The 19,342-nt window shown below is 56.5% G+C and carries 21 protein-coding genes; 16 read left to right on the top strand and 5 right to left on the bottom strand.

What is annotated here, in order from left to right; genetic code table 11:
* Positions 1-158 precede the first annotated feature (158 nt).
* From CFU_RS13640 to CFU_RS13600, 8 genes are all read left to right on the top strand, one after another.
* Positions 159-581 carry a type IV pilin protein gene (locus tag CFU_RS13640; protein WP_014006624.1) on the top strand — a complete coding sequence of 141 codons (423 nt, stop codon included), beginning with the start codon at positions 159-161 and terminating at the stop codon, positions 579-581.
* A complete protein-coding gene (locus CFU_RS13635; RefSeq protein ID WP_190275155.1) occupies positions 578-1,129 on the top strand; it encodes a GspH/FimT family pseudopilin in 552 nt (183 codons plus the stop codon). Before CFU_RS13640 ends, CFU_RS13635 begins: the two co-directional genes overlap by 4 nt.
* A complete protein-coding gene (locus CFU_RS24895) occupies positions 1,130-1,561 on the top strand; it encodes a type-4 fimbrial biogenesis transmembrane protein (protein WP_014006623.1) in 432 nt (143 codons plus the stop codon).
* Positions 1,558-2,733, top strand: a complete 1,176-nt coding sequence (locus tag CFU_RS13625) for a PilW family protein (protein ID WP_014006622.1) — start codon at positions 1,558-1,560, stop codon at positions 2,731-2,733. The genes CFU_RS24895 and CFU_RS13625 overlap by 4 nt, the downstream gene beginning before the upstream one ends.
* Before the next feature lie 123 nt (positions 2,734-2,856).
* On the top strand, positions 2,857-3,387 hold the full coding sequence (locus tag CFU_RS13620; RefSeq protein WP_148264840.1) for a hypothetical protein: 531 nt from the start codon (positions 2,857-2,859) through the stop codon (positions 3,385-3,387).
* A 59-nt stretch (positions 3,388-3,446) separates the two neighbouring features.
* Positions 3,447-7,280, top strand: coding sequence for a pilus assembly protein (locus tag CFU_RS13615; protein WP_014006621.1), 3,834 nt, complete (start codon positions 3,447-3,449; stop codon positions 7,278-7,280).
* Positions 7,280-7,930, top strand: a complete 651-nt coding sequence (locus CFU_RS24510) for a hypothetical protein (RefSeq protein ID WP_148264839.1) — start codon at positions 7,280-7,282, stop codon at positions 7,928-7,930. The genes CFU_RS13615 and CFU_RS24510 overlap by 1 nt, the downstream gene beginning before the upstream one ends.
* A gap of 506 nt (positions 7,931-8,436) precedes the next feature.
* On the top strand, positions 8,437-9,348 hold the full coding sequence (locus CFU_RS13600; RefSeq protein ID WP_014006619.1) for an amino acid ABC transporter substrate-binding protein: 912 nt from the start codon (positions 8,437-8,439) through the stop codon (positions 9,346-9,348).
* Between the two features lie 73 nt (positions 9,349-9,421).
* On the opposite strand, the gene CFU_RS13595 is transcribed toward CFU_RS13600, so the two are convergent.
* From CFU_RS13595 to CFU_RS13580, 4 genes are all read right to left on the bottom strand, one after another.
* Positions 9,422-9,781, bottom strand: a complete 360-nt coding sequence (locus CFU_RS13595) for a hypothetical protein (protein ID WP_014006618.1) — start codon at positions 9,779-9,781, stop codon at positions 9,422-9,424.
* An 88-nt stretch (positions 9,782-9,869) separates the two neighbouring features.
* Positions 9,870-10,280 carry a roadblock/LC7 domain-containing protein gene (locus tag CFU_RS23350; RefSeq protein ID WP_014006617.1) on the bottom strand — a complete coding sequence of 137 codons (411 nt, stop codon included), beginning with the start codon at positions 10,278-10,280 and terminating at the stop codon, positions 9,870-9,872.
* Positions 10,277-10,801, bottom strand: a complete 525-nt coding sequence (locus CFU_RS13585) for a GTP-binding protein (RefSeq protein ID WP_238531309.1) — start codon at positions 10,799-10,801, stop codon at positions 10,277-10,279. Before CFU_RS13585 ends, CFU_RS23350 begins: the two co-directional genes overlap by 4 nt.
* Positions 10,801-11,499, bottom strand: a complete 699-nt coding sequence (locus CFU_RS13580) for a hypothetical protein (protein ID WP_041742043.1) — start codon at positions 11,497-11,499, stop codon at positions 10,801-10,803. The genes CFU_RS13585 and CFU_RS13580 overlap by 1 nt, the downstream gene beginning before the upstream one ends.
* A gap of 464 nt (positions 11,500-11,963) precedes the next feature.
* Between CFU_RS13580 and CFU_RS13575 the strand changes: the two genes are divergently transcribed.
* The gene (locus CFU_RS13575; RefSeq protein WP_014006614.1) at positions 11,964-12,353 is read left to right on the top strand and encodes a hypothetical protein; all 390 of its coding nucleotides are present in this window, start codon (positions 11,964-11,966) and stop codon (positions 12,351-12,353) included.
* 612 nt (positions 12,354-12,965) lie between these two features.
* Here CFU_RS13575 and CFU_RS13570 read toward each other — a convergent pair.
* Positions 12,966-13,286, bottom strand: a complete 321-nt coding sequence (locus tag CFU_RS13570; protein ID WP_014006613.1) for a hypothetical protein — start codon at positions 13,284-13,286, stop codon at positions 12,966-12,968.
* A gap of 323 nt (positions 13,287-13,609) precedes the next feature.
* Here CFU_RS13570 and gltS point away from each other — a divergent pair, with 323 nt between their 5' ends.
* From gltS to CFU_RS13535, 7 genes are all read left to right on the top strand, one after another.
* Positions 13,610-14,821, top strand: a complete 1,212-nt coding sequence (gene gltS, locus CFU_RS13565; RefSeq protein ID WP_014006612.1) for a sodium/glutamate symporter — start codon at positions 13,610-13,612, stop codon at positions 14,819-14,821.
* Positions 14,822-14,886: 65 nt separating this feature from the next.
* The gene (locus CFU_RS13560; RefSeq protein ID WP_014006611.1) at positions 14,887-15,546 is read left to right on the top strand and encodes a methyltransferase family protein; all 660 of its coding nucleotides are present in this window, start codon (positions 14,887-14,889) and stop codon (positions 15,544-15,546) included.
* 61 nt (positions 15,547-15,607) lie between these two features.
* Positions 15,608-16,624 (top strand): transporter, encoded by a 1,017-nt coding sequence (locus CFU_RS13555; protein WP_041743469.1) that lies wholly within the window; start codon positions 15,608-15,610, stop codon positions 16,622-16,624.
* A gap of 86 nt (positions 16,625-16,710) precedes the next feature.
* On the top strand, positions 16,711-17,190 hold the full coding sequence (locus CFU_RS13550) for an OsmC family protein (RefSeq protein ID WP_014006609.1): 480 nt from the start codon (positions 16,711-16,713) through the stop codon (positions 17,188-17,190).
* 134 nt (positions 17,191-17,324) lie between these two features.
* A complete protein-coding gene (locus tag CFU_RS13545) occupies positions 17,325-17,525 on the top strand; it encodes a hypothetical protein (RefSeq protein WP_041742042.1) in 201 nt (66 codons plus the stop codon).
* 25 nt (positions 17,526-17,550) lie between these two features.
* The gene (gene rarD, locus CFU_RS13540) at positions 17,551-18,465 is read left to right on the top strand and encodes an EamA family transporter RarD (protein WP_014006607.1); all 915 of its coding nucleotides are present in this window, start codon (positions 17,551-17,553) and stop codon (positions 18,463-18,465) included.
* 83 nt (positions 18,466-18,548) lie between these two features.
* Positions 18,549-19,340 carry a MipA/OmpV family protein gene (locus CFU_RS13535; protein WP_014006606.1) on the top strand — a complete coding sequence of 264 codons (792 nt, stop codon included), beginning with the start codon at positions 18,549-18,551 and terminating at the stop codon, positions 19,338-19,340.
* Positions 19,341-19,342 lie beyond the last annotated feature (2 nt).

Raw genomic sequence — 19,342 nt, 5'->3', positions numbered from 1 at the left:
TTTCCCCTATGAAAGAATTGTTATTCTCGCGTCTGTCCGGCATTGCGGTTTGGTCGTGTCATCAAGCTCCTTGTTTGCCGATGCAAAAAAAATACCATGGCAGCCGGTTCTGGATATCGCTTGTTTGTTAAAAAATCACATCTGAAGAGAAGGTCGGCATGGCCATGGCAAGCAAAGGTTTTACCTTGATTGAATTGATGATCACGATCGCCATCATTGCGATCCTGTCGGCGATCGCCTATCCAAACTATGCCGATTATGTGTTGCGCGGGTATCTGGTAGACGCCACCAATGGCATGGCTTCCGAGCAAGCGCAGCTGGAGCAGTTTTATCAGGATAACCGGAAATATGCCGCCGGGCCTTGCGGCGGCAACACCAAAAATTTCACGTTTACCTGCGCCCTGACAGACCAGGAATATGCCATCACAGCTACCGGGCAGGGACCTGTCAGCGCGTTTATTTATACCTATACCTACACTGTCGGCAAGGGGCTGATCAAAGCCACCACGAGACTGAAAGACGGCTGGGGCAGCACATGCGACCGCGCCTGGATTGTAAAAAAAGGGCAGCCATGCGCGTGACGCAGTCCCCTTCAGGCGGCCGCGGTTTCAGCCTGATCGAATTGATGGTCACTATTGCCGTGACGGCGATCCTGATGACTGTGGCTTTGCCGTCGTTCACCAACTGGATTCAGAATACCAAGGTCAGGTCCACCGCCGAAGCCCTGCAAAACGGCATACGGCTGGCAAAAACCGAAGCCGTGCGGCGTAGCCGATTGGTTGATTTCCGGCTCACGGCAGCCACGCCGGCCAAGGACGCGGCAGCCTCGAAAACCGGCAGCAACTGGTACGTGCAGCAAACCGCCTCGTTGCTGGCGGCCGACTCCGATCTCTACGTGCAAGGCTCTTCACTGGGCGGCGCAAATGCCAATGTCACTGTCACGGGCGACGTCGATACCCTGACTTTCACCAGTCTCGGACGGCTCAACAATGCCGGTGCGGCGTCCTATAAATTCGAAATCAAAAATTCTGGCGACCGTCGGCTCTTGGTGGTCGTTACGCAAGGCGGGCAGATCCGCATGTGCGACCCGAACCTCGCTTTGTCCAATACCACGCCGACGGGATGCTAAATGACGAAACACTCCCTGAAACGGCAAGGCGGCTTTATGCTGATCGAGGTACTGGCGGCGATCCTGATTTTTTCGTTCGGCATCCTGGGGCTGGTCGGATTGCAGGCCGCAACCATCAATAATTCCATCAGCGCCGAAGATCGCAGCCAGGCGGCGCTGCTCGCCGACAACTTGGTCGCCATCTTGTGGAGCAAGAGCAAATTGGCCAACGGCAGTTGCGATCTGCTATGCGCCGCCGACGGCGGCAATGCCAAGGACTACACCAACTGGCAGGCCAGGGTGAAGTCGGCGTTCCATGGCGGCAGCGGCGTCGCCCAGCTCGATGCGAGCAATGCCAGCCTGGTCGTCATCACCATCAGCTGGACCGCGGCCACGAAGAACAATACGGCGGCGGCCAGCCATACTTATACGACCGAGGTAGTGGTGCAATGAAGAAGCAATCAGAAAGCACGGCGCCGCCGATGCATCCGCTATTCCAGCACGGCTTGAGCCTGATCGAGCTGATGGTGGCGATGGCCATCGGCCTGGTGGTGTCGCTGGCGATTTTCAGCGTGATTTCGGTCAGCGAAGCGCGTAAAAGAAACACCACCGGAGCTAACGACATGAACCAGAACGGCGCCTTCGCGCTGTATCAGCTGGACCAGGCCATCAGGAGCGCCGGCACCGGGTTTTCCCAACAGTACACGCTGACCTTCGGTTGTGCGATCAACGCCAAGAATAACGACAAGGCGATGATCCCGCCGACCTCACTGCCGGATCCATTTTCCAGTTTGAAGGCAAGTATCGGCGGCGCTTTTCGTATAGCGCCGGTGATTATTTCGAAAGACCCAAATGGCAAGCTTTCCGACACCCTGATCGTGATGGCGGGCTCTGCTGGCTATGGTGAAATGCCGATCGAGTCGACCAGCGTCCCGACTGCCAGTCCGAGTGCGCTACACCTGTTGAATACGCTGTCTTTTTCTGCAGGGCAGCAATTGCTGGTGGCTGAGCGTTCTAGCGACAACACTGGGTCGCTGCCTGCATGTCTGGTTGAGTCAGTTGACAAGACGTATTCGGGATCTGCGAGCACCGGTGTGTTGCCGCTGGGTGGAAAATTTTATACCGCCGGCACCGACAAGGCTCTGACCAGCTACTCTTCCAACTCGGTCGCTATCAACCTTGGTTCCACCCCATCGTTTCAGCTTTATGGCGTCGGATCGGATAATGCCTTGGTCGCCTTCGATCTATTGAATGGCACTACGACCAGTGTCGACCAGATTGCCGATGGCGTGCTCGAGATGCACGCGATCTATGGTGTCGACCAAGGCAACAACGGCACCATCGCCTGGATTGCGCCTACGGGCAATTATGCTGCCAGCGCGTTGCTGAATGGCAGCGTCGATGCCGGCAAACGGATTGCCGCCATCAAGGCAATCCGTATCGGCTTGATCACTCGGTCCGCAGTGGAGGACAAGAATGTGGTTTCGCCGGCGACCTTGTCCGCCATGTTCGGCGATACGGATTTTCCTTATGTCAAGACTTTAAACGAGGCGGAACAGAAATTCCGATATCGCGTGCTGGACGCCACGATTCCCCTGCGCAATGCGCTTGTGGTGAACAACTGACGAAGGCATGCCATGATTCCATCTTTCTCTATTCCATCATCAGAGCCAGGCAATGCGCATCAGGCATCCACGGCCCGTCTGCCATCAAACCGATGCATGAGGCAGCGCGGATCCGTATTGATCATGGCGCTGATTTCCCTGCTGATATTGATGCTGGCCAGCGTAGCGCTGATCAGTTCGACTGACACCTCTTTACTGACTGCCGGCAATCTAGCCTTCAAGCGCGATCTGGCGAACCAGACCGAACGCGCCGTAGCCGAAGTCCGGACCAGGTTTGTCAGCGGTGCGCTAGTGTCGGAGACGGTTCTGTACAGCGACCAGCCGGACCAGAATTACTGGGCACACGCCTTGCCGTCAACCTCGCCAAAATTTCCAGGCATCCCGAATATATTGATAGCTTCAGCAAAAAAAGATGACATCACCGACACCGCCACCGGTATCAGGTTGCGTTACGTGATTGACCGCATGTGCGTAGCGGGCACGACGGTGCCCGACAAATCAGCTTGCACCATGGGTTCTTTTGTTGATGACAAAGGGGGATCCGACGCCACCAAAAAGGTGAGCACAGACCTGGGGCCGGTCTATCGGCTCACGATCATGGCGCTCGGCCCGCGCAACACTCAGACATTTACCCAGACTACCTTCACTCACTAAAGTGCAGGCGGCCGGCGGGCGCATTTTTACCTATTCGGCATAAACAGGAGCATCAGTACATGAATCGAATCCCCGAGACGCTCAAGGCACCGCACCGTTTGATCCATTTGCTTGGGGTATTGGTGCTGGGTACCGCTGGCGCGGCGCATGCGCAAATCGCGCTGAACGACACGCCTATGTTTAGCAACATCAATGTGCCCTCGAATGTACTGTTGGCCTTGTCGGTTGAATATCCCACGGCGACAAGCCGTGCGCATACCGACCCGTACTCCTCAGACTCGACGTTCATCGGCTATTTCGATCCAGGCAAATGCTACGATTACGACAATACCGCAGGCTACTTTGCGGCAAGCAAAGCCGCCGCGAATCACGTCTGTTCAGGGCAATGGAGCGGCAATTTCCTGAACTGGGCGACTACCTCGACCATCGACCCCTTTCGCTGGGCGTTGACCGGCGGCTATCGCGCGATAGACACCACGACTACCACGGTATTGCAAAAAGCGTATATGCCGACTACTCAAGGTCGGGAAGAAAACTTTCCTGTCCAGGCAATTATCAGAGATGCTGAGATGATAAGAGGTGCGACGCCATTTAGCGGGAAAAAATGGAGGAATATTTATGTGCGCGTGTATGGTTTTGGCACTTCGATGCGGATCTCGAACAGATATGACAGCACCACCATCAGCATCGACGACACTCCCGGTACGTTCGGGACTTTCGTCGCCACCGCATATACGGCGGGCGCAAAGAACATCCCGGCCTCAAGCACGACTGACGACGCTACTTTCGATATACCGGTGTTGGTCAAGGTCTGCGATCCAAAGGCGGTATCGCTGGAAGCCAACTGCACTCGATATGGCGAAAATATATACAAGCCGACCGGTCTGATTCAAAACAATGCGGATAAATTACGCTTTGCAGCGTTCTCTTATCTGAATGATTCGAATCTCTGGCGCGATGGCGGCGTGCTGCGAACCAGGATGAAATCTGTTGGTCCCAAGACGCCGGTGCCGGGATCTACCAGTCTCGATAACTGGCAAAAGGAATGGGATCCTGCTACCGGCATCTTTGTGGATAATCCCGACAGCGCTGATGCTGCAGCCACCGGAAAAGCCACTGGCAGCACTATAGCCAATAGCGGCGTCATCAATTACTTGAATAAATTCGGCCTTGCCAGCCAGATCTACAAGGTTGCGGATCCGGTTAGCGAATTGTATTACGCGGCGATTCGTTATCTCAGGCATGCAGGTAACGTTCCTGAATACACCAACGGCTTGGATGCCACCATGGCTGACGGTTTTCCGGTAATTACCAACTGGGATGATCCTGTCCAGTATGCATGCCAAAGGAATTTCATTATCGGTATCGGCGACGAAAACACCCATGCCGACTCCAATCTTCCCGGTAGCAAAATCGCTTCCTGGGCGGAGCCAGCTATGCCGACCAGCGTAACGGCGGATGTGCCGGTGTCAGGAACCACAAGTTCTGCGATCGATGTCCGCTTGGCGACCAACAAGGTCGGCGCACTGGAAGGGCTGGGCAATCTTGGCGAGCAGCATCCGACATGGTGTTGCGGCGACGGGGGCAGTTATTTCATTGCCGGTCTCGCCTACGCGGCCCATACCAGCGATTTGCGGCCCAACGATTTTACTAAAACTGTTCTCGATGCAAATGGCAAACAGGTAACCTCCAAATCGTTTCAGACTACGGCTACCACTTACTGGCTGGATGTCATGGAACGTAATATAGAGAGGCCAAACAATCAATACTGGCTTGCCGCCAAATACGGCGGCTTCACCGTTCCTGATGGCTACAGCACCTATGGCAATACCGCCGCGCTGGCACAATCAAGCTGGAACAAGACCGGAGATACGGACCGCAACCGCAATTTACGGCCAGATAATTATTATGACGCCGGTAAGGCTAGCTTGATGGTGTCGTCGCTGACGGATGCCTTTAAAAACATCAACTCGGCATCGCAGTTTTCTTCTGCTCTGGCGGTAGCTTCGCCGGTGGCCGTTACCGACGGCACCGTCAGCTACAGCACCCAATATTTCTCAGCGAACTGGTCGGGCGACGTGATTGCCAGCGCCTTGCAGTTCGATGCTAGCACCGGCCAGGCAGTCGCCACGGCAGCCGCATGGAATGCCCGTCTGCTGCTGGAGAAGCAAGCGGCCGGCGGCAACGGCAACGGCAACGGCAACGGCAACGGCTGGGATACGCAGCGGTTCATTGCCACCAGCGACGGTGGCAAAGGGGTGCCGTTCCGCGCCGCCAATATCGGCAACGCAGGCAATGCTGCAGCCCTGGCGGTAGCCGGCGTGACCACCACCGACGTCGTCAATTTCCTGCGCGGCGACCGCAGCAAGGAAGGCAATCCATTCCGCCAGCGCGCGTATCTGCTGGGCGATATCGTTACTTCGAAGGCTTATCCGGTGGGCGCGCCGGATAAGCCTTATGCCGATTCCAACAATCCGGGCTATAGCAGCTTCGTCAATGCCCAGAAAAACCGCAGCACGGTGGTGTACGTTGGCGCCAATGACGGCATGCTGCATGCGTTTGACGGCGGCTTAAGCGGCGGTAAGGAATTGTTCGCCTATGTGCCCAGCTTCTTGTATCAGGGACCGACCGCCACTCCCGCAGTGAACGGCCTGGCGTCGCTGACCAGCGCCACCTATATCCATCACTTTTTTGTGGATGCAACGCCGCTGGTGACCGACGTCGATTTTGGCAGGGCTGGCGCCGCAAACAGTTCTGCCGACTGGCGCTCGCTGCTGATCGGCGGTCTGGGCAAGGGCGGCAAGGGTTATTACGCGCTCGATGTGACCAATCCCGACACGCTGAGCGATGAAACCAATCTCGCCAAAGCGGTCTTGTGGGAGTTTACCGATGCAACGATGGGCTACAGCTACGGCCCTCCGGTAGTGGTGAAGACCGCCAAGTACGGCTGGGTGGTAATCCTGACTTCAGGTTACAACAATGCTGACGGTAAAGGCTATTTTTATATTGTCAATCCTAGCAACGGAAAATTGCTGGAGCCGCCGATTCCGACTGGCGCCGGCAGCGTCAGCGCGTCGGCTGGCTTGGCTCAAGCAACCGCCTATATTGGCGACTATACCGATTACACGGCCGACGCCGTGTATGCAGGTGATTTGCTGGGCAACGTCTGGCGCCTGGATTTAACCAAAACTACCGGCACAGCTTACGATGCGCCGACGCAAATCGCGTTGCTGACGGATTCGTCGAGCACCGCTGCGGTACAGCCTGTCACTACCCGGCCATTGATTGAGGTTGATAAGAATTCATTGAAACGTTACGTGCTGATCGGTACCGGCAAGTTGTTGGCGGATAGCGATATCAAGAGTAGCCAACAACAAACTTTTTACGCTATCAATGATGGCACCGGGAGCCATTTCGATACCAGCGCGAGTTTGCCGACCGTTGTCGGAAAATATCCAATTACCCGCGCCAACCTGAATAACGATACGAATGTGATAAATGGCATTGGAGCAACCCCACAAAAACCGTCCGGCTGGTATATCGATTTGGGCCAGAACGCCAATCATATTGCCCAGCGCGTGACATCGCAAGCAGCCACAAACGGCGGCATCGTGTCGTTTGCCGCCAATCTGCCGGATGGCGATGTTTGCACTCCCTCGGGAAGCAATGATAATTATGCCGTCAGCTACGGTACCGGGAAATCGCAATATTCCGACCAGCCATTCGTCACTACGGCGGGACTGAACAATGGCATCTATTTTGCAAATGTGAATGGAAAAGTCAAAGTGGTGACGAGCAATACTGACGGCAAGAGCAAACTTAACGATCCAGCTGCCTCCTTGAACAACCCTTTTAATCGCTTGAACTGGCGTCAGATTCCAGTTGAGAATTGATGTTTTCCGCAATACCTTCTCGAGACTGGCCGCGCGCGGCAGATTCGCGTGGCGTAAGCGATATGCATCGCTTGCTTGGCGTTGCGGCATCGATAGCGTTCCACATGTCGCTAATGATGCTTTGGTGGCATCAGAGCAATCTGGCCGGATTATCGTCGGCGCTCGCCGCTACGGGGCAGGAGAAAGGCATCGAGGTGCAGCTTATTGCGATGGTCTCTCCCGTCGCCGCAGGTGCGCCGCCATCAATTGCAAGGAAATCGCTATTGGATGAAACCCAGTCCGCTAGACCGCCTCAGCAGCGCAATGCGATCGAAACACCTGCATCCGTGCCACAGGCTCCGATATTCTACGGACCGCAGGAAGTAGACAAGGGCGCCTTGCCATTCAGCGCGCCGGATCCGGATTTGCTGGCAGGCGTTGCGGTCTCAGGGGTGCCGATCCGCGTGCGCCTATATATCGACGCCAGCGGCGTGGTGACCGCTATCGATAAATTGCAAGCCCTTGACGATGACCAGCAAGCGCTGGAGCGAATCGAAACGATGTTGCGCCATACGTCTTTCATGCCGGCCAGGTTGGCGGGGGCGGATGTAAATTCGTACCAGGACCTGGAATTCCATATCGGTCCGGAACAGAACGGCGCGTCCGAGTAGAAGGGCAAGAGAAGGACAAGAGCAGTGCAGGAAGAAAACGAAAATCTACAGGTGAGGATGAGATGGTAACGTTCAGGTTCAACGATATTTGGCAATTCATACGGTCGCAAAATAGTCATCTGAGAGTGAGCGATTTGGCGGTGGGAAGCGTCCTGGGTATATTGATGGGAGCCACACTAGCGGCTCTTATCGTGTTTCGCCTGGACCGAGAAACGTGGAGCCCTGACCTGACTTTGTTGAGTGGTTTATGCGGCATCGGGCTAGTTGCTTTTTTTATTTACGGCGCCCTCGCCATCGACAGGGGCCGGGAATTTTTTTCGCGACAAACTGACAGCGCTGCGAGATAGCCTAGGCGCTGGATTCCAGGGGCTTTTATCCCTACATCAAGATCAGGATCTCCCGATATACCTTCAGCCAAGCTCTGATTATCCTGATGGCGGCGCAATGGCTGCCAAATGCGTTTTCCAGGATTTCGCATTCTTCTTTTCTCACAACGAGGCGATTCAATGCACACTGACGGTTTTCTGCGGGCGGGATATTCTCTTTTTGGAACGATGTTGCTAAGTTCCTTGCTGTTTTCCCCGGAGGCGATCGCCGGCGCCACCATGGCCAAGATCCGAGATACCCAGACTGTCACGGTCGCCTATCGGGAAACCACGGCGCCGTTCTCATACCTTGATGCGGACAAGAAGCCGATTGGCTTTACCATCGACCTATGCTCGAAAATCATCGAAGGCATACGGCAGGAATTGAAACTGCCGCAGTTGAAAGTGGCATATATGGCTGTGACGCCTTCCACTCGCATAAATGCCATTGCAAGCGGCCAGGCTGACCTGGAATGCGGCACCACCACCAATAACGCCGAGCGCCGCAAGCAGGTGGCGTTTACCGTCCCGCATTTCTTTGCCGGCGTACGGATGGCGGTGCGCACGGATTCGGGCATCAAGAACTGGGCAAATTTGCGCGGAAAAGAAGTCGTGACAACCAAGGGGACCACTACTGTCAAGTTATTAAACGACAGAAACAAGGTGAGAGTGCTAGCCCTGAACCTGGTTGACGGAACCGATCACGCCGAATCGTTCAGCATGCTGGAAAAGGGGCAGGTCGCTGCGTTCGTGATGGACGACGTTATCCTGTACGGCCTTCGCGCGAATATGATGCATCCCGAAGAATTCGCGATCGTCGGCGATCCGCTCTCGGTAGAACCCTACGCTATCATGCTGACCAAAGACGATGCGGAGTTCAAGGCAGCGGTTGACCGGCAAATGGCGAATATGCAGAATGACGGCGATTTTCGGAAGATCTATAGCAAATGGTTCATGAGTCCGATTCCGCCGCGCGGCAAGAGCATGAACATGCCGATGGGATACCTGCTGCGGGATGCGATTCTTTACCCTACCGATAAAATCAACGACTGAGGAATTTCACCCGAGGCGAGGACGTTTTCGTTACGTCCTGACCTTGGGATCATTGTCCGCCTGCCAGACGTAGTTATATCTCGAGCGCTTGTTCTACTTCCAGTACTTTGCGGCGCGCCAGCGCCAGGTTGGCTTTGTTTTTGTCGAGCACCACATAGATGAACAGGCCTTCGTACTTCTCTATCGGGCGCAGGATGTGGTATTGCTTGCCGAGGGTAATCAGGATATCTTCGATAACGTCGTTCAGGCCAAGGCTTTTTATGGTTTTCATCTTGGCGCGCACTACCTCTGTATTGCCGGCTGCCGCCAGCTCGAGATCGACGCCGGTACCGCCGGATCCCAGAACCATCCCGCTGTTGCTATCGACGACTGCAGCTGCCTGCGCGCCGTCGATTTTCAGTAATGTGTCAACGATGACATTGATGTTACTCATGTTTTTTCCCTGTTTATATGAATAGCGGCGTTGGATGAAACAGAAACATCACCGCCGGCCGACCAACTTCGGTGATGGGTGAAACTAATTATTGATCCATGCTTATCCGCTGGATGAAATTGCTGACGATCTTGTCGACCGTCCATATCGTGTGACCCAGGATGGCGTCGCGGTTGACCACCACGCACAGCAGATAGGGATATTGATTGCCGACCGGCCGGAAAATGATTTTCCCCGCCGGGGTTTCAAGCATCAGGCGATCGCAGCCGTCGAAGTCCACTTCCTTGCCGACTGAACGCGCGATGGCAATCAGCGAACTGGTCATTGCCGAGAGGCGGATGGCATTGAATTTCTGCCCCGGATCGTAGATAGCGATTTCCTGTCCGTCAAGCGTGGTCATGACCACCGTGGATATGCCGTGCTGGGACAAGCCGAGCTGATTGAATACATGATGGGCTGCCAGCGATGCAGGGGCGAAATTTGCTTTATGTGAAGTCATATTGTTATCAGCAACGAAGAAAATATATCCAGGGCGTCCAGCATCTGCGATTTTTCGCGTACGTCCACGGTGATCATGGGTACGGCGATACCGAGCGCTGCGGTCAGCTCCGACGCGAAGCGGTTGCTTGCCTCAGGACTGATCGGGCGCGCCAGCAGCAGCATGCATGGCATGGTTTCGGAAATTTCAAAGACGGTCTGCAGATAGCGTTCCGTCGTCCGCACGGCATCCGCTTCGTTGGCGTCGATCATGACGACCACGCCGATTGCCATGGAGAGCAGCCAGCCGCGCATGAAATCGAAACGGTCCTGTCCCGGGCTGCCGTAGATATGCAGCTGCTCGCCGCCATCCAGGTCGACGACGCCGAAGTCTGCCCCCACGGTCGTACTTGTTTTTTCTGACGAAGCAGGATCCATGTTGGGAACGTCGCAATCGACCATCAGGTCGCCGCACAAGGAGCGGATTGCCGTCGTTTTTCCTATGCCCATCGGTCCCAGCAGGACGATTCTAAGTATGCACACTATGGCGTTCTCTCCAGTTCTTGCAAACGGCTCCGGCCCAGCCATTGATTGATTTTCTTTACAAACATTCCGACGCCGCTTTCCTTTTGGTCTGCATACGTCACGCGCGAAGTTTCATGGGAGACCGGCAATTTCATTCTTTCGATAAGCACATTCCTCTTTCTTAGTTCATCAAGAAACAGATAAGCATCACGCTCTGTCAGCCCGCCGTATGCAAGCAGCCAATGCCAGTTGATGGATTGCTTGGTCATGATTGCAAGGATTTTCTGAAACCGGATAGCTGAAAGACTGTGCTCCAGCTGGGTCCATTTCGAGATTCGGTAAGTTCTGTGATAAAAAGGATCGGTTACGTCGCCGGGACAGATCTGCTCAGTCTTCATGTCCAGTATGCGCAAGGCCGCCCGGTCCAGCACGCTGATCAGGTCCGGCAGGCGAAAGCTGAGCGGCAAGATCATGTCGTGTTTTTTGGCCGCGGGAACGGCGGAGTCGGAAATCCAGATGCAGATGCAGCTTGCCGGCAGCGCCTCACGGGATTTGAAGATGGCGGGATCCAGCAGCACTACCGAGGCAAATTTGAGATCGGACGAAATCCAGCGGAACACTGTCTTTTCATCGGCTATCTGCATCAAGAGTTCGTAACGCAGAAGTTCTTTTTGAGCCAGATATTTGACAGAAATGAAGGTTGTCTTACGCATCATGGACACCGTGCCGATTGTTGCAAATCAACGCGAATCCCGGAATATTTCTTAATGGCGAATGCGGCATGGTATTTCCTCTTGAAGATGCGCCGGATCATTGGACCCTGGTTTGCTGCATGAATGGAGCCTTGCGAGGCATCTCTTTTTTTATCGGCGACTTGCGACAAGAGTAGGCAATACACGGGAATTGCGGTATCAGGGGATCTTGATATTTGCGTGGGATCCAGGAAGCGGCTTGTCAGGAATTCCCTACGCGAACTGTGGGGCGGCCGATCGTGAGAGTTGATAGGGGGCAACTGTCGCTAATGTTGTTGTTTTTGGGAATGGGAAGTTGGTGCGCTGCCCCTGGTATGAAGGAAATGCTTACCCAAATTTCAGGATTCCCTGATTGGAATCGCTTTTTGCATTGCTCACTATAAGTACCGAGGATCTATCGATAGAGTCGATATTAAAGGAGAGCTGACATGGCGGAGAAAATTTCAGATGACGATGCCCTGTTGATAGCGCAAATACTGCGTTCTTTCAACCTGGACGAAACTACCAGCGCCGCGCGATTTATCGAGAGCTTGACTTTTGATACGATATTTCGCGAAGAGTGGGAGAGCATTTGCGGCGATCAGCATCAATTGCAGTTCTACGACAGGGTTGCCGACGCCATTGTCGACGCGCTGGAAAAGCATGGCGACATGGAAAATTCCATGCGCGAAAGGGCTTGCCAGTTGCTTCGCGATATTGAAAACCAATATGCCGGCATGCTTGCCGAAATTCAGGTGCATTATGAATGGCTTTGCAACTATCTGATCTCCGCGGGAAGTCGCCGGGATCGGCCAAAGAGCGGATTCATGCACTCTTGACGAGTGCCCGGTCAACTTCTCGTACCCTCTGCGTCAAATAACCCGACGGCACTTTCTCAAGTGGTTCATGGTGCAAGAAGGATATGTCGTTGAAAAGTAAAACCTGTAAATAAACCAGAAGCGGATAAAGGAGCCGGTCTCGAACAATATATCGAAGCCATATCGCGCCATCATTTTATTTCCAGCCTGGGAGCCCTGCTGCTGGCGAGGTGCGGCAACGGCGGCGACCTGCCGCCGGTGACAAGCGTTGGCGGTACAAGCGCTACGCCCGCCGCACCCGCGCCGGCAGTGATGCCAGCCGCACCTGCATGTCCCGGCACGCTGCCGGTCACAATCACAATGCCAGAAACGCCCATCACACCGGAAACCTCACCGGAACCCACTGCAACCCCGGCCAGCACTGCATTCGTTCATCCGGCCTGCTGCATACGCAGGCGGACTTGGCTGCATGAGCCAGAACCGCAGGACCGCTGATCAACGGCGCGACTTGGGAGGAGGGGGCAAGACTGTATCGCTTAACGACGGCGGCGGCGCTAGTCTGGGGGGCGGCATCGAGGCCGATTTCACATTAACAAGCGGTTATAGCCGAAACCGCACATCCTGGCTTTCGTGCTAATTGGACGCCATTTCTATACCGGCGATCTTGCAGTCCGACCTCTCGGTGTTTTTCCACTGTTCATAGTCTTTTTCATCGTTCGCCCGCAGAAACGAAGTCGATGCCGCAGCCGCCTGGGCACAGGCGACCCTTGCCAGTCCGCTGCGTTTGGCGATGTGATACTGGGCAACGGTCTGGAACGCCACGTTCCTGTCGATGGCGCGTGTATTCTGCCTTGCCAGCACCTCGATGCCGTCGCAGAAGAAATACCAGATGCCAGGGGCGAGAGCGATGACACAGAAAATCGTCTGTAATGTACTAAGATCCTTGGTTCTCACTGTACTTGCCTTCCAAAATTACGCGTCGCAACACTACCGCGACCGGGTCTTGTTCCGGGTTCTAGAGCATCGATTTGCTTAATTTTTTACCAATTGTTCGTATGTTAATTTGATTTTCAAAAAAAACAATAGTTTGTTAAAGATTGTTAGATAAAAATTCTGGAATTGGCAATATTTGTCGGTTTTTTCCTACAATAAAAACATTCATAATTAACATTGTCCAGGCAACGATCAGGTAACAATTTAGTGCACAATTACGCACGACAACCATTTCGGTACATCGGCTTTGTGTTGGCATTTGATCAAACGATGAGAGGAAACAGATGATTAGACTGGATACCTTGGAAACCCTGGTAGCGGCATCGCTGGTGCTGCTGCTTGGACGCAAGCTGGTGGCGTCTTCCTCGCTGTTGAAGGCCTACAGCATTCCCGAGCCGGTGATAGGCGGCTTGCTGGTCGCTTTGCTGATGTTCGGGCTGCGCAGCTTTTCCAGCGTCCAGGTACAGTTCGACAGCAGCCTGCAAGGGCCGCTGATGCTGGCATTTTTCGCCACCATCGGCCTGAACGCCAATCTCGCCAGCCTGAAAGCCGGCGGCCGCACCCTGGTCCTGTTCCTGGGCGTGGTGCTGGGGCTGCTGGTGTTGCAGGACGCCATCGGCATCGGCATGGCGAAACTCATGGGCCTCGATCCCTTGATCGGCTTGCTGGGCGCTTCGATTTCTTTGTCGGGCGGCCACGGCACCGGCGCCGCCTGGGGCCGCGTATTTTCCGAGCGCCACGGCCTGGCGGCGGCCACCGAGATTGCCATAGCCTGCGCAACATTCGGCCTGATCCTGGGCGGCCTGATCGGCGGTCCGGTGGCCAAGTTCCTGGTCAAGCGCGTCAAGTTGCCGTCTGCCGAGACCGGCAAAACCAGCGATGACAGCGTGCCGCTGAGTTTCGAACAGCCGAAAGCGGTGCAGCTGATCACGCCGCAGGCATTCATCGAGGCGCTGGCCCTGATCGCGGTCAGCCTTTCCGCCGGCACCATGATTGCCAACCAGCTCAATGGCAGCGCGTTTGAATTGCCGACGTTTGTCTGCGTGCTGTTTGTCGGCGTCATATTGAGCAACGGTTTATCGCTGCTGGTCGGCTACAAGATTTTCGAGCGCGCCATCCAGGTCTTGGGCAACGTCAGCTTGTCCCTGTTCCTAGCGATGGCGCTGATGAGCCTGCGCTTGTGGGACCTGGCTTCGCTGGCGCTGCCGGTGCTGCTGATCCTGACGGTGCAGGCAGTAGCGATGGCTGCCTATGCGATTTTCGTGACATTCCGCTTGATGGGCAAGAACTATGACGCGGCGGTGCTGGCGGCCGGCCATTGCGGTTTCGGCCTGGGTGCGACGCCGACCGCGATCGCCAACATGCAGGCGGTGACCGACCGTTTCGGGCCATCGCACCTGGCGTTCCTGGTGGTGCCGATGGTGAGCGCATTTTTCATCGATATCGCCAATGCGATCGTCATCAAGCTGTTCCTGGCGCTGCCGATCTACAACTAGGCTGACGCCCTCGGACAAGGCTGCGGCTGGCTATAATAAAGAAGGTTCAAATCAGGGAGGCGCTCATGCAGCTCACACCCAGACTGGCGATCTTCACCATAGCGGCGAGCCTGGCCTACCTTTGGCTCGCGATTCTAGGCGAGGGCGGATTTTCCGCCTTTTTCTCGCGGCCGGCGCTGTCCGTCACTGCCGCCGCATTGATCGTCATGGCCGGCGCGGCGCTTTTCACCGGCGCCAACCTGAGTTCCGGCGAGCGCGAGGACCGCGGCAACCGCTGGATCATCCCTACCGTCGGACTGATCGGGCTGCTGCAAGCCTACTTGCCGGCCTATTCCGACCGCATCGGCTTCTGGACCTTCGGCGGCGACGCGCTGCGCTGGGCTGGCGTGGTCCTGTTCATCGCCGGCGGCGCGCTGAGGCTGGGGCCGGTCTTCATTCTCGGTCGCCGTTTCAGCGGCCTGGTGGCGATCCAGCCGGGGCATGAGCTGGTCACCGACGGCATCTATGGCGTCATCCGCCATCCCAGTTACCTGGGCTTGCTGGTAAATTCGCTGGGCTGGTCCCTGGTATTCCGTTCCGGCCTCGGCGTGCTGCTCACGCTGCTCATGATCCCGCCGCTGCTGGCCCGCATGCGCGCCGAAGAGGCGCTGCTGCACAGCCAGTTTGGCGCCGCTTATGAAGCTTACCGCTCCCGTACATCGCGGCTGATTCCCGGAATTTATTAGAATGCCTGCGAGCCACCGGCAGCCTGCGCTAAACTGTGCGTTTGGGTTGATGGGGGAAGCGATGCAGACGGTGACACTGCCTTACGGCTCGGATCAGACCGGCCTGGTATGCGGATATTTATTCGACAAGGACACGCAAGGGCAGGCCATTGAATCGAAGCAGGCGGAGGAGTGGCTGGCTGCGCGCGGCCAGCATCCGGGCCAGTTCATCTGGCTGCACTTCAACCTGGCCAACACCGCCAGCGAGAAGTGGCTGAAGAAACACGCCGAGCTCGGCGATGAATTCTACGAGACATTGCACGAAGGACAGCGCTCGACCCGTATCGAACTGGTCGACAATATGCTGATCGCGGTGGTTAACGACGTGCTGCACGATTTTTCATTCGATCCGGCGGATATTTCCACGCTTTTCCTGAACGTCGACCGGCAGGTCGTGATCAGCGCACGGCTCAAGCCGCTGAAGGCGGTCGACCGCTTGCGCAACGCGGTCAAGAGCGGCGAGCCGATCCGTTCTTCAGTCGAACTGCTGACCCATTTGCTGCGCGACCAGGCCGACGTGCTGTCGAAGATCGTGCGCGACGCCATCCAGCGGGTCGACGGCATAGAAGATAACCTGCTGGCCGGCAAGCAGAACCAGAAACGCGCCAACCTGGGCGAACTGAGGCGCGTGCTGGTGCGCCTGCAGCGCCTGCTGGCGCCGGAACCGGCGGCCTTGTTCCGCTTGCTGCAGCGGCCGCCGAACTGGGTGGCCGAGATCGATTCGCAGGAATTGCGGCATGCCACGGAAGAGTTTTCGATGGTGCTGCACGAGATCGCCACGCTGCAGGAACGCATCAAGCTGCTGCAGGAAGAAATCGCCGCGCGTGTCAACGAGGGCAATAACCGCAGCCTGTTCGTGCTGACCATCGTCACGGTGCTGGCATTGCCGATCAATATCATCGCCGGCCTGCTGGGCATGAACGTGGGCGGCATCCCGCTGGGACAGGACCCGCAAGGCTTCTGGATCATCGCCGGCATCGTCGCCACCTTCACCGCGGTTGCCGGCTGGCTGGCGTTCAGGAAGCGCGACGACGATTGAGGCCGGCCGGTCCAGGCCAAGGCCGATAATTTTGCTACTATCACGTCCGCGCAGAAATCTTTCCGTACCAGCCTAAAGGAAATGCCATGTCGATTCATGTCGCCACTATCGAGTGGGAACGCGCGGATGCCGTATTCGCCGATAACCGTTACAGCCGCGCCCACCAGTGGCAATTCGACGGCGGCGCAATAGTGCCGGCGTCCAGTTCGCCGCACGTGGTCCGGGTGCCGTTATCGAACCCCGCCAATGTCGATCCGGAAGAAGCATTTGTAGCTTCCTTGTCCAGTTGCCACATGCTGTGGTTCCTCGATATCGCGCGCGGCGCCGGTTACCTGGTCGACCATTATGTTGACCACGCCACCGGTCACATGCAGCGGGGAGAGGATGGCAAAAGCTGGATAGCGCTGGTCGAGCTGGCGCCGGCCGTGGCCTTTTCCGGCGCCAGGATCCCCGACGACGACGCGCTCCGGCAGCTGCACCACAAGGCGCACGAAGAGTGTTTCCTGGCGCGCTCGGTGAAGAGCGAGATCCGGATCCAGGGCACGTGGAGCCATGCCGCATCATGAGCGCTCGTTCGGCACTCTTGTCCCGATTGGTGCGGAGGCAGGTAGAATACCGGCGGCGCAGGCTGGCGGCCCGGGCGCATGTCTCGGGTGTATTGCTAGACTGCCATGAAATGACGTTAATACAGGAAAAAATGATGGCAAAGAAGAATGAAGAGCTGGACCCGGAAACACTGGCGCTGATCAACTGGTGCATTGAAGTCGAAGGTTTCCTGGTGGCCGGCGGCGCGACCCTGGAACAGGCGCAAGAACATATCGAAGAACAGGTGGAATGGTTTACCGACCAGTTTTATGACGGCCTGACGCCGGAACAAGCCGCCAAGGAAGCATTGGCGTGATGTTTTCCGAGGTGCGGCCAGCACCATGAATCAACATGAAATAGGGCGCGGCATCAGCTTGTCGATCGGCGCTTCGATGCTGTTCGCCTTAATGTCCGGTTATACCAGGTTGCTGGCGCCGCTCGACGGCCTCGACATTTTCGCCTGGCGCGTGGTGTGGACCTTGCCCGCCGCGCTGGCGCTGCTGGTCTTGCGTCAGCGCCTGCCGCAGGCGCGTGCCTTGCTGTGCCGCCTGGCGCGTGAACCCTTGACCTGCGTTGCACTGTTGGTGGTAGTGGCACTGCTTGGGGTGCAACTCTGGATTTTCTTGTGGGCGCCCTTGCATGGCCGCGCGCTGGAAGTCTCGCTGGGTTATTTCCTGCTGCCCTTGACGATGGTGCTGGTCGGCCGTTTCTACTATCACGAACGGCTGGATCTGTTCCAATGGCTGGCGGTGGCCTGCGCCGTGATCGGCGTGCTGCACGAACTGTGGCTCACGCGCAGCTTTGCCTGGCCGACCCTGGTGGTGGCGCTCGGTTACCCGCCTTATTTTATCCTGCGCCGCAAGATCAACGCCGATCCGGTGGTGGCGTTCGCGCTGGAGATGGCGCTGCTGCTGCCGGTTGCTGTCGTCATGCTGTATGCGCGTGATTCCTGGTCGGTGGTCGCGCACCGGCCTGACATGTGGCTGTTCCTGCTGCCGGGGCTGGGTATGCTGAGCACGGTTGCGCTCGGCGCCTACCAGGGCGCCAGCCGGCTGCTGCCGATGGCCTTGTTCGGCATCCTCGGTTACGTCGAGCCGGTATTGCTGGTCGGCGTCGCCATCGTCTTCCTCGGCGAATCCATGGCGCCGGGACAACTGGCGACCTACATTCCCATCTGGTGCGCGGTGCTGCTGACCGCGCTGCACAGCGTGCGCCTGCTGCGCAAGGAACGCGCCGCCAAATATTCCCGGGTTTAAAGACTCCAGTAAGTAAGTGGTAAGAGCTTGTGGCCGAACATGCTTGTCAGTAGCAGTTCGTTCAATCACTTTGTGGAGTCAACATGCACTATTTCAAGCTTTCCAGCCGGCTAGCCCTCGCAGCGATAATCGGCACTGCCCTTAGCGCCGCCGCGAGTCTGAGCCATGCCGATCCGGTCCTGGCCGAGGAACCGCATTCTGCCGACGCTTCCCAATGGGGGCTGGGCATCGGCCTCGGTTCTGAAAGCCGGCCTTACCGCGGCGTCAGCAACCATGTTTCTGTCCTGCCGCTGGTATTGTATGAAAATCGCTGGATCCACTTCTTCGGCAATACGCTGGACTTCAAACTGGGGACGGTCGACCAGTTCAGTTTCACATTGCGTGCCAAATATGCATTGAACGACGGCTACAAGAGCAGCGATTCGGACGCATTGCACGGCATGGACGAACGCAAGGGCAGTGCATGGGGCGGGGTGGCAGGCACCTGGGACAATCCCCATGCGAAGTTGTCGCTGGAATGGCTGACCGCAGGCAGCACCAAGGGCAATACGGTGAAACTAGGCGTCGAACATTCTTTTGCGATGGCAGGATTCCAGTTGACGCCGCACCTGAGCACGACCTGGATGGACAGCAAGTATGTCAATTATTACTACGGCGTCAAAGCAAACGAAGTCACTGCCGACCGCGCGGCTTATACTGGCAAATCGACGACCAACATCGAGTTCGGCGTGCGCGCCGACTATCCGCTAACGCGTAATCAAATGATCATACTCGACGTCGGCGACCTGCAGCGCGGCACCGGCATCAAGGACAGCCCGCTGGTCGACAAGTCGTCGGCGGCGACCGTGCGGGTAGGCTACCTGTATAAATTCTAGAT

This window comes from Collimonas fungivorans Ter331 (assembly GCF_000221045.1).
In the GTDB taxonomy this organism is placed as follows: Bacteria; Pseudomonadota; Gammaproteobacteria; order Burkholderiales; family Burkholderiaceae_D; genus Collimonas; species Collimonas fungivorans_A.
The sequence above is the reverse complement of the archived record's forward strand: the minus strand, read 5'-3'. Positions and strand labels throughout refer to the sequence as shown.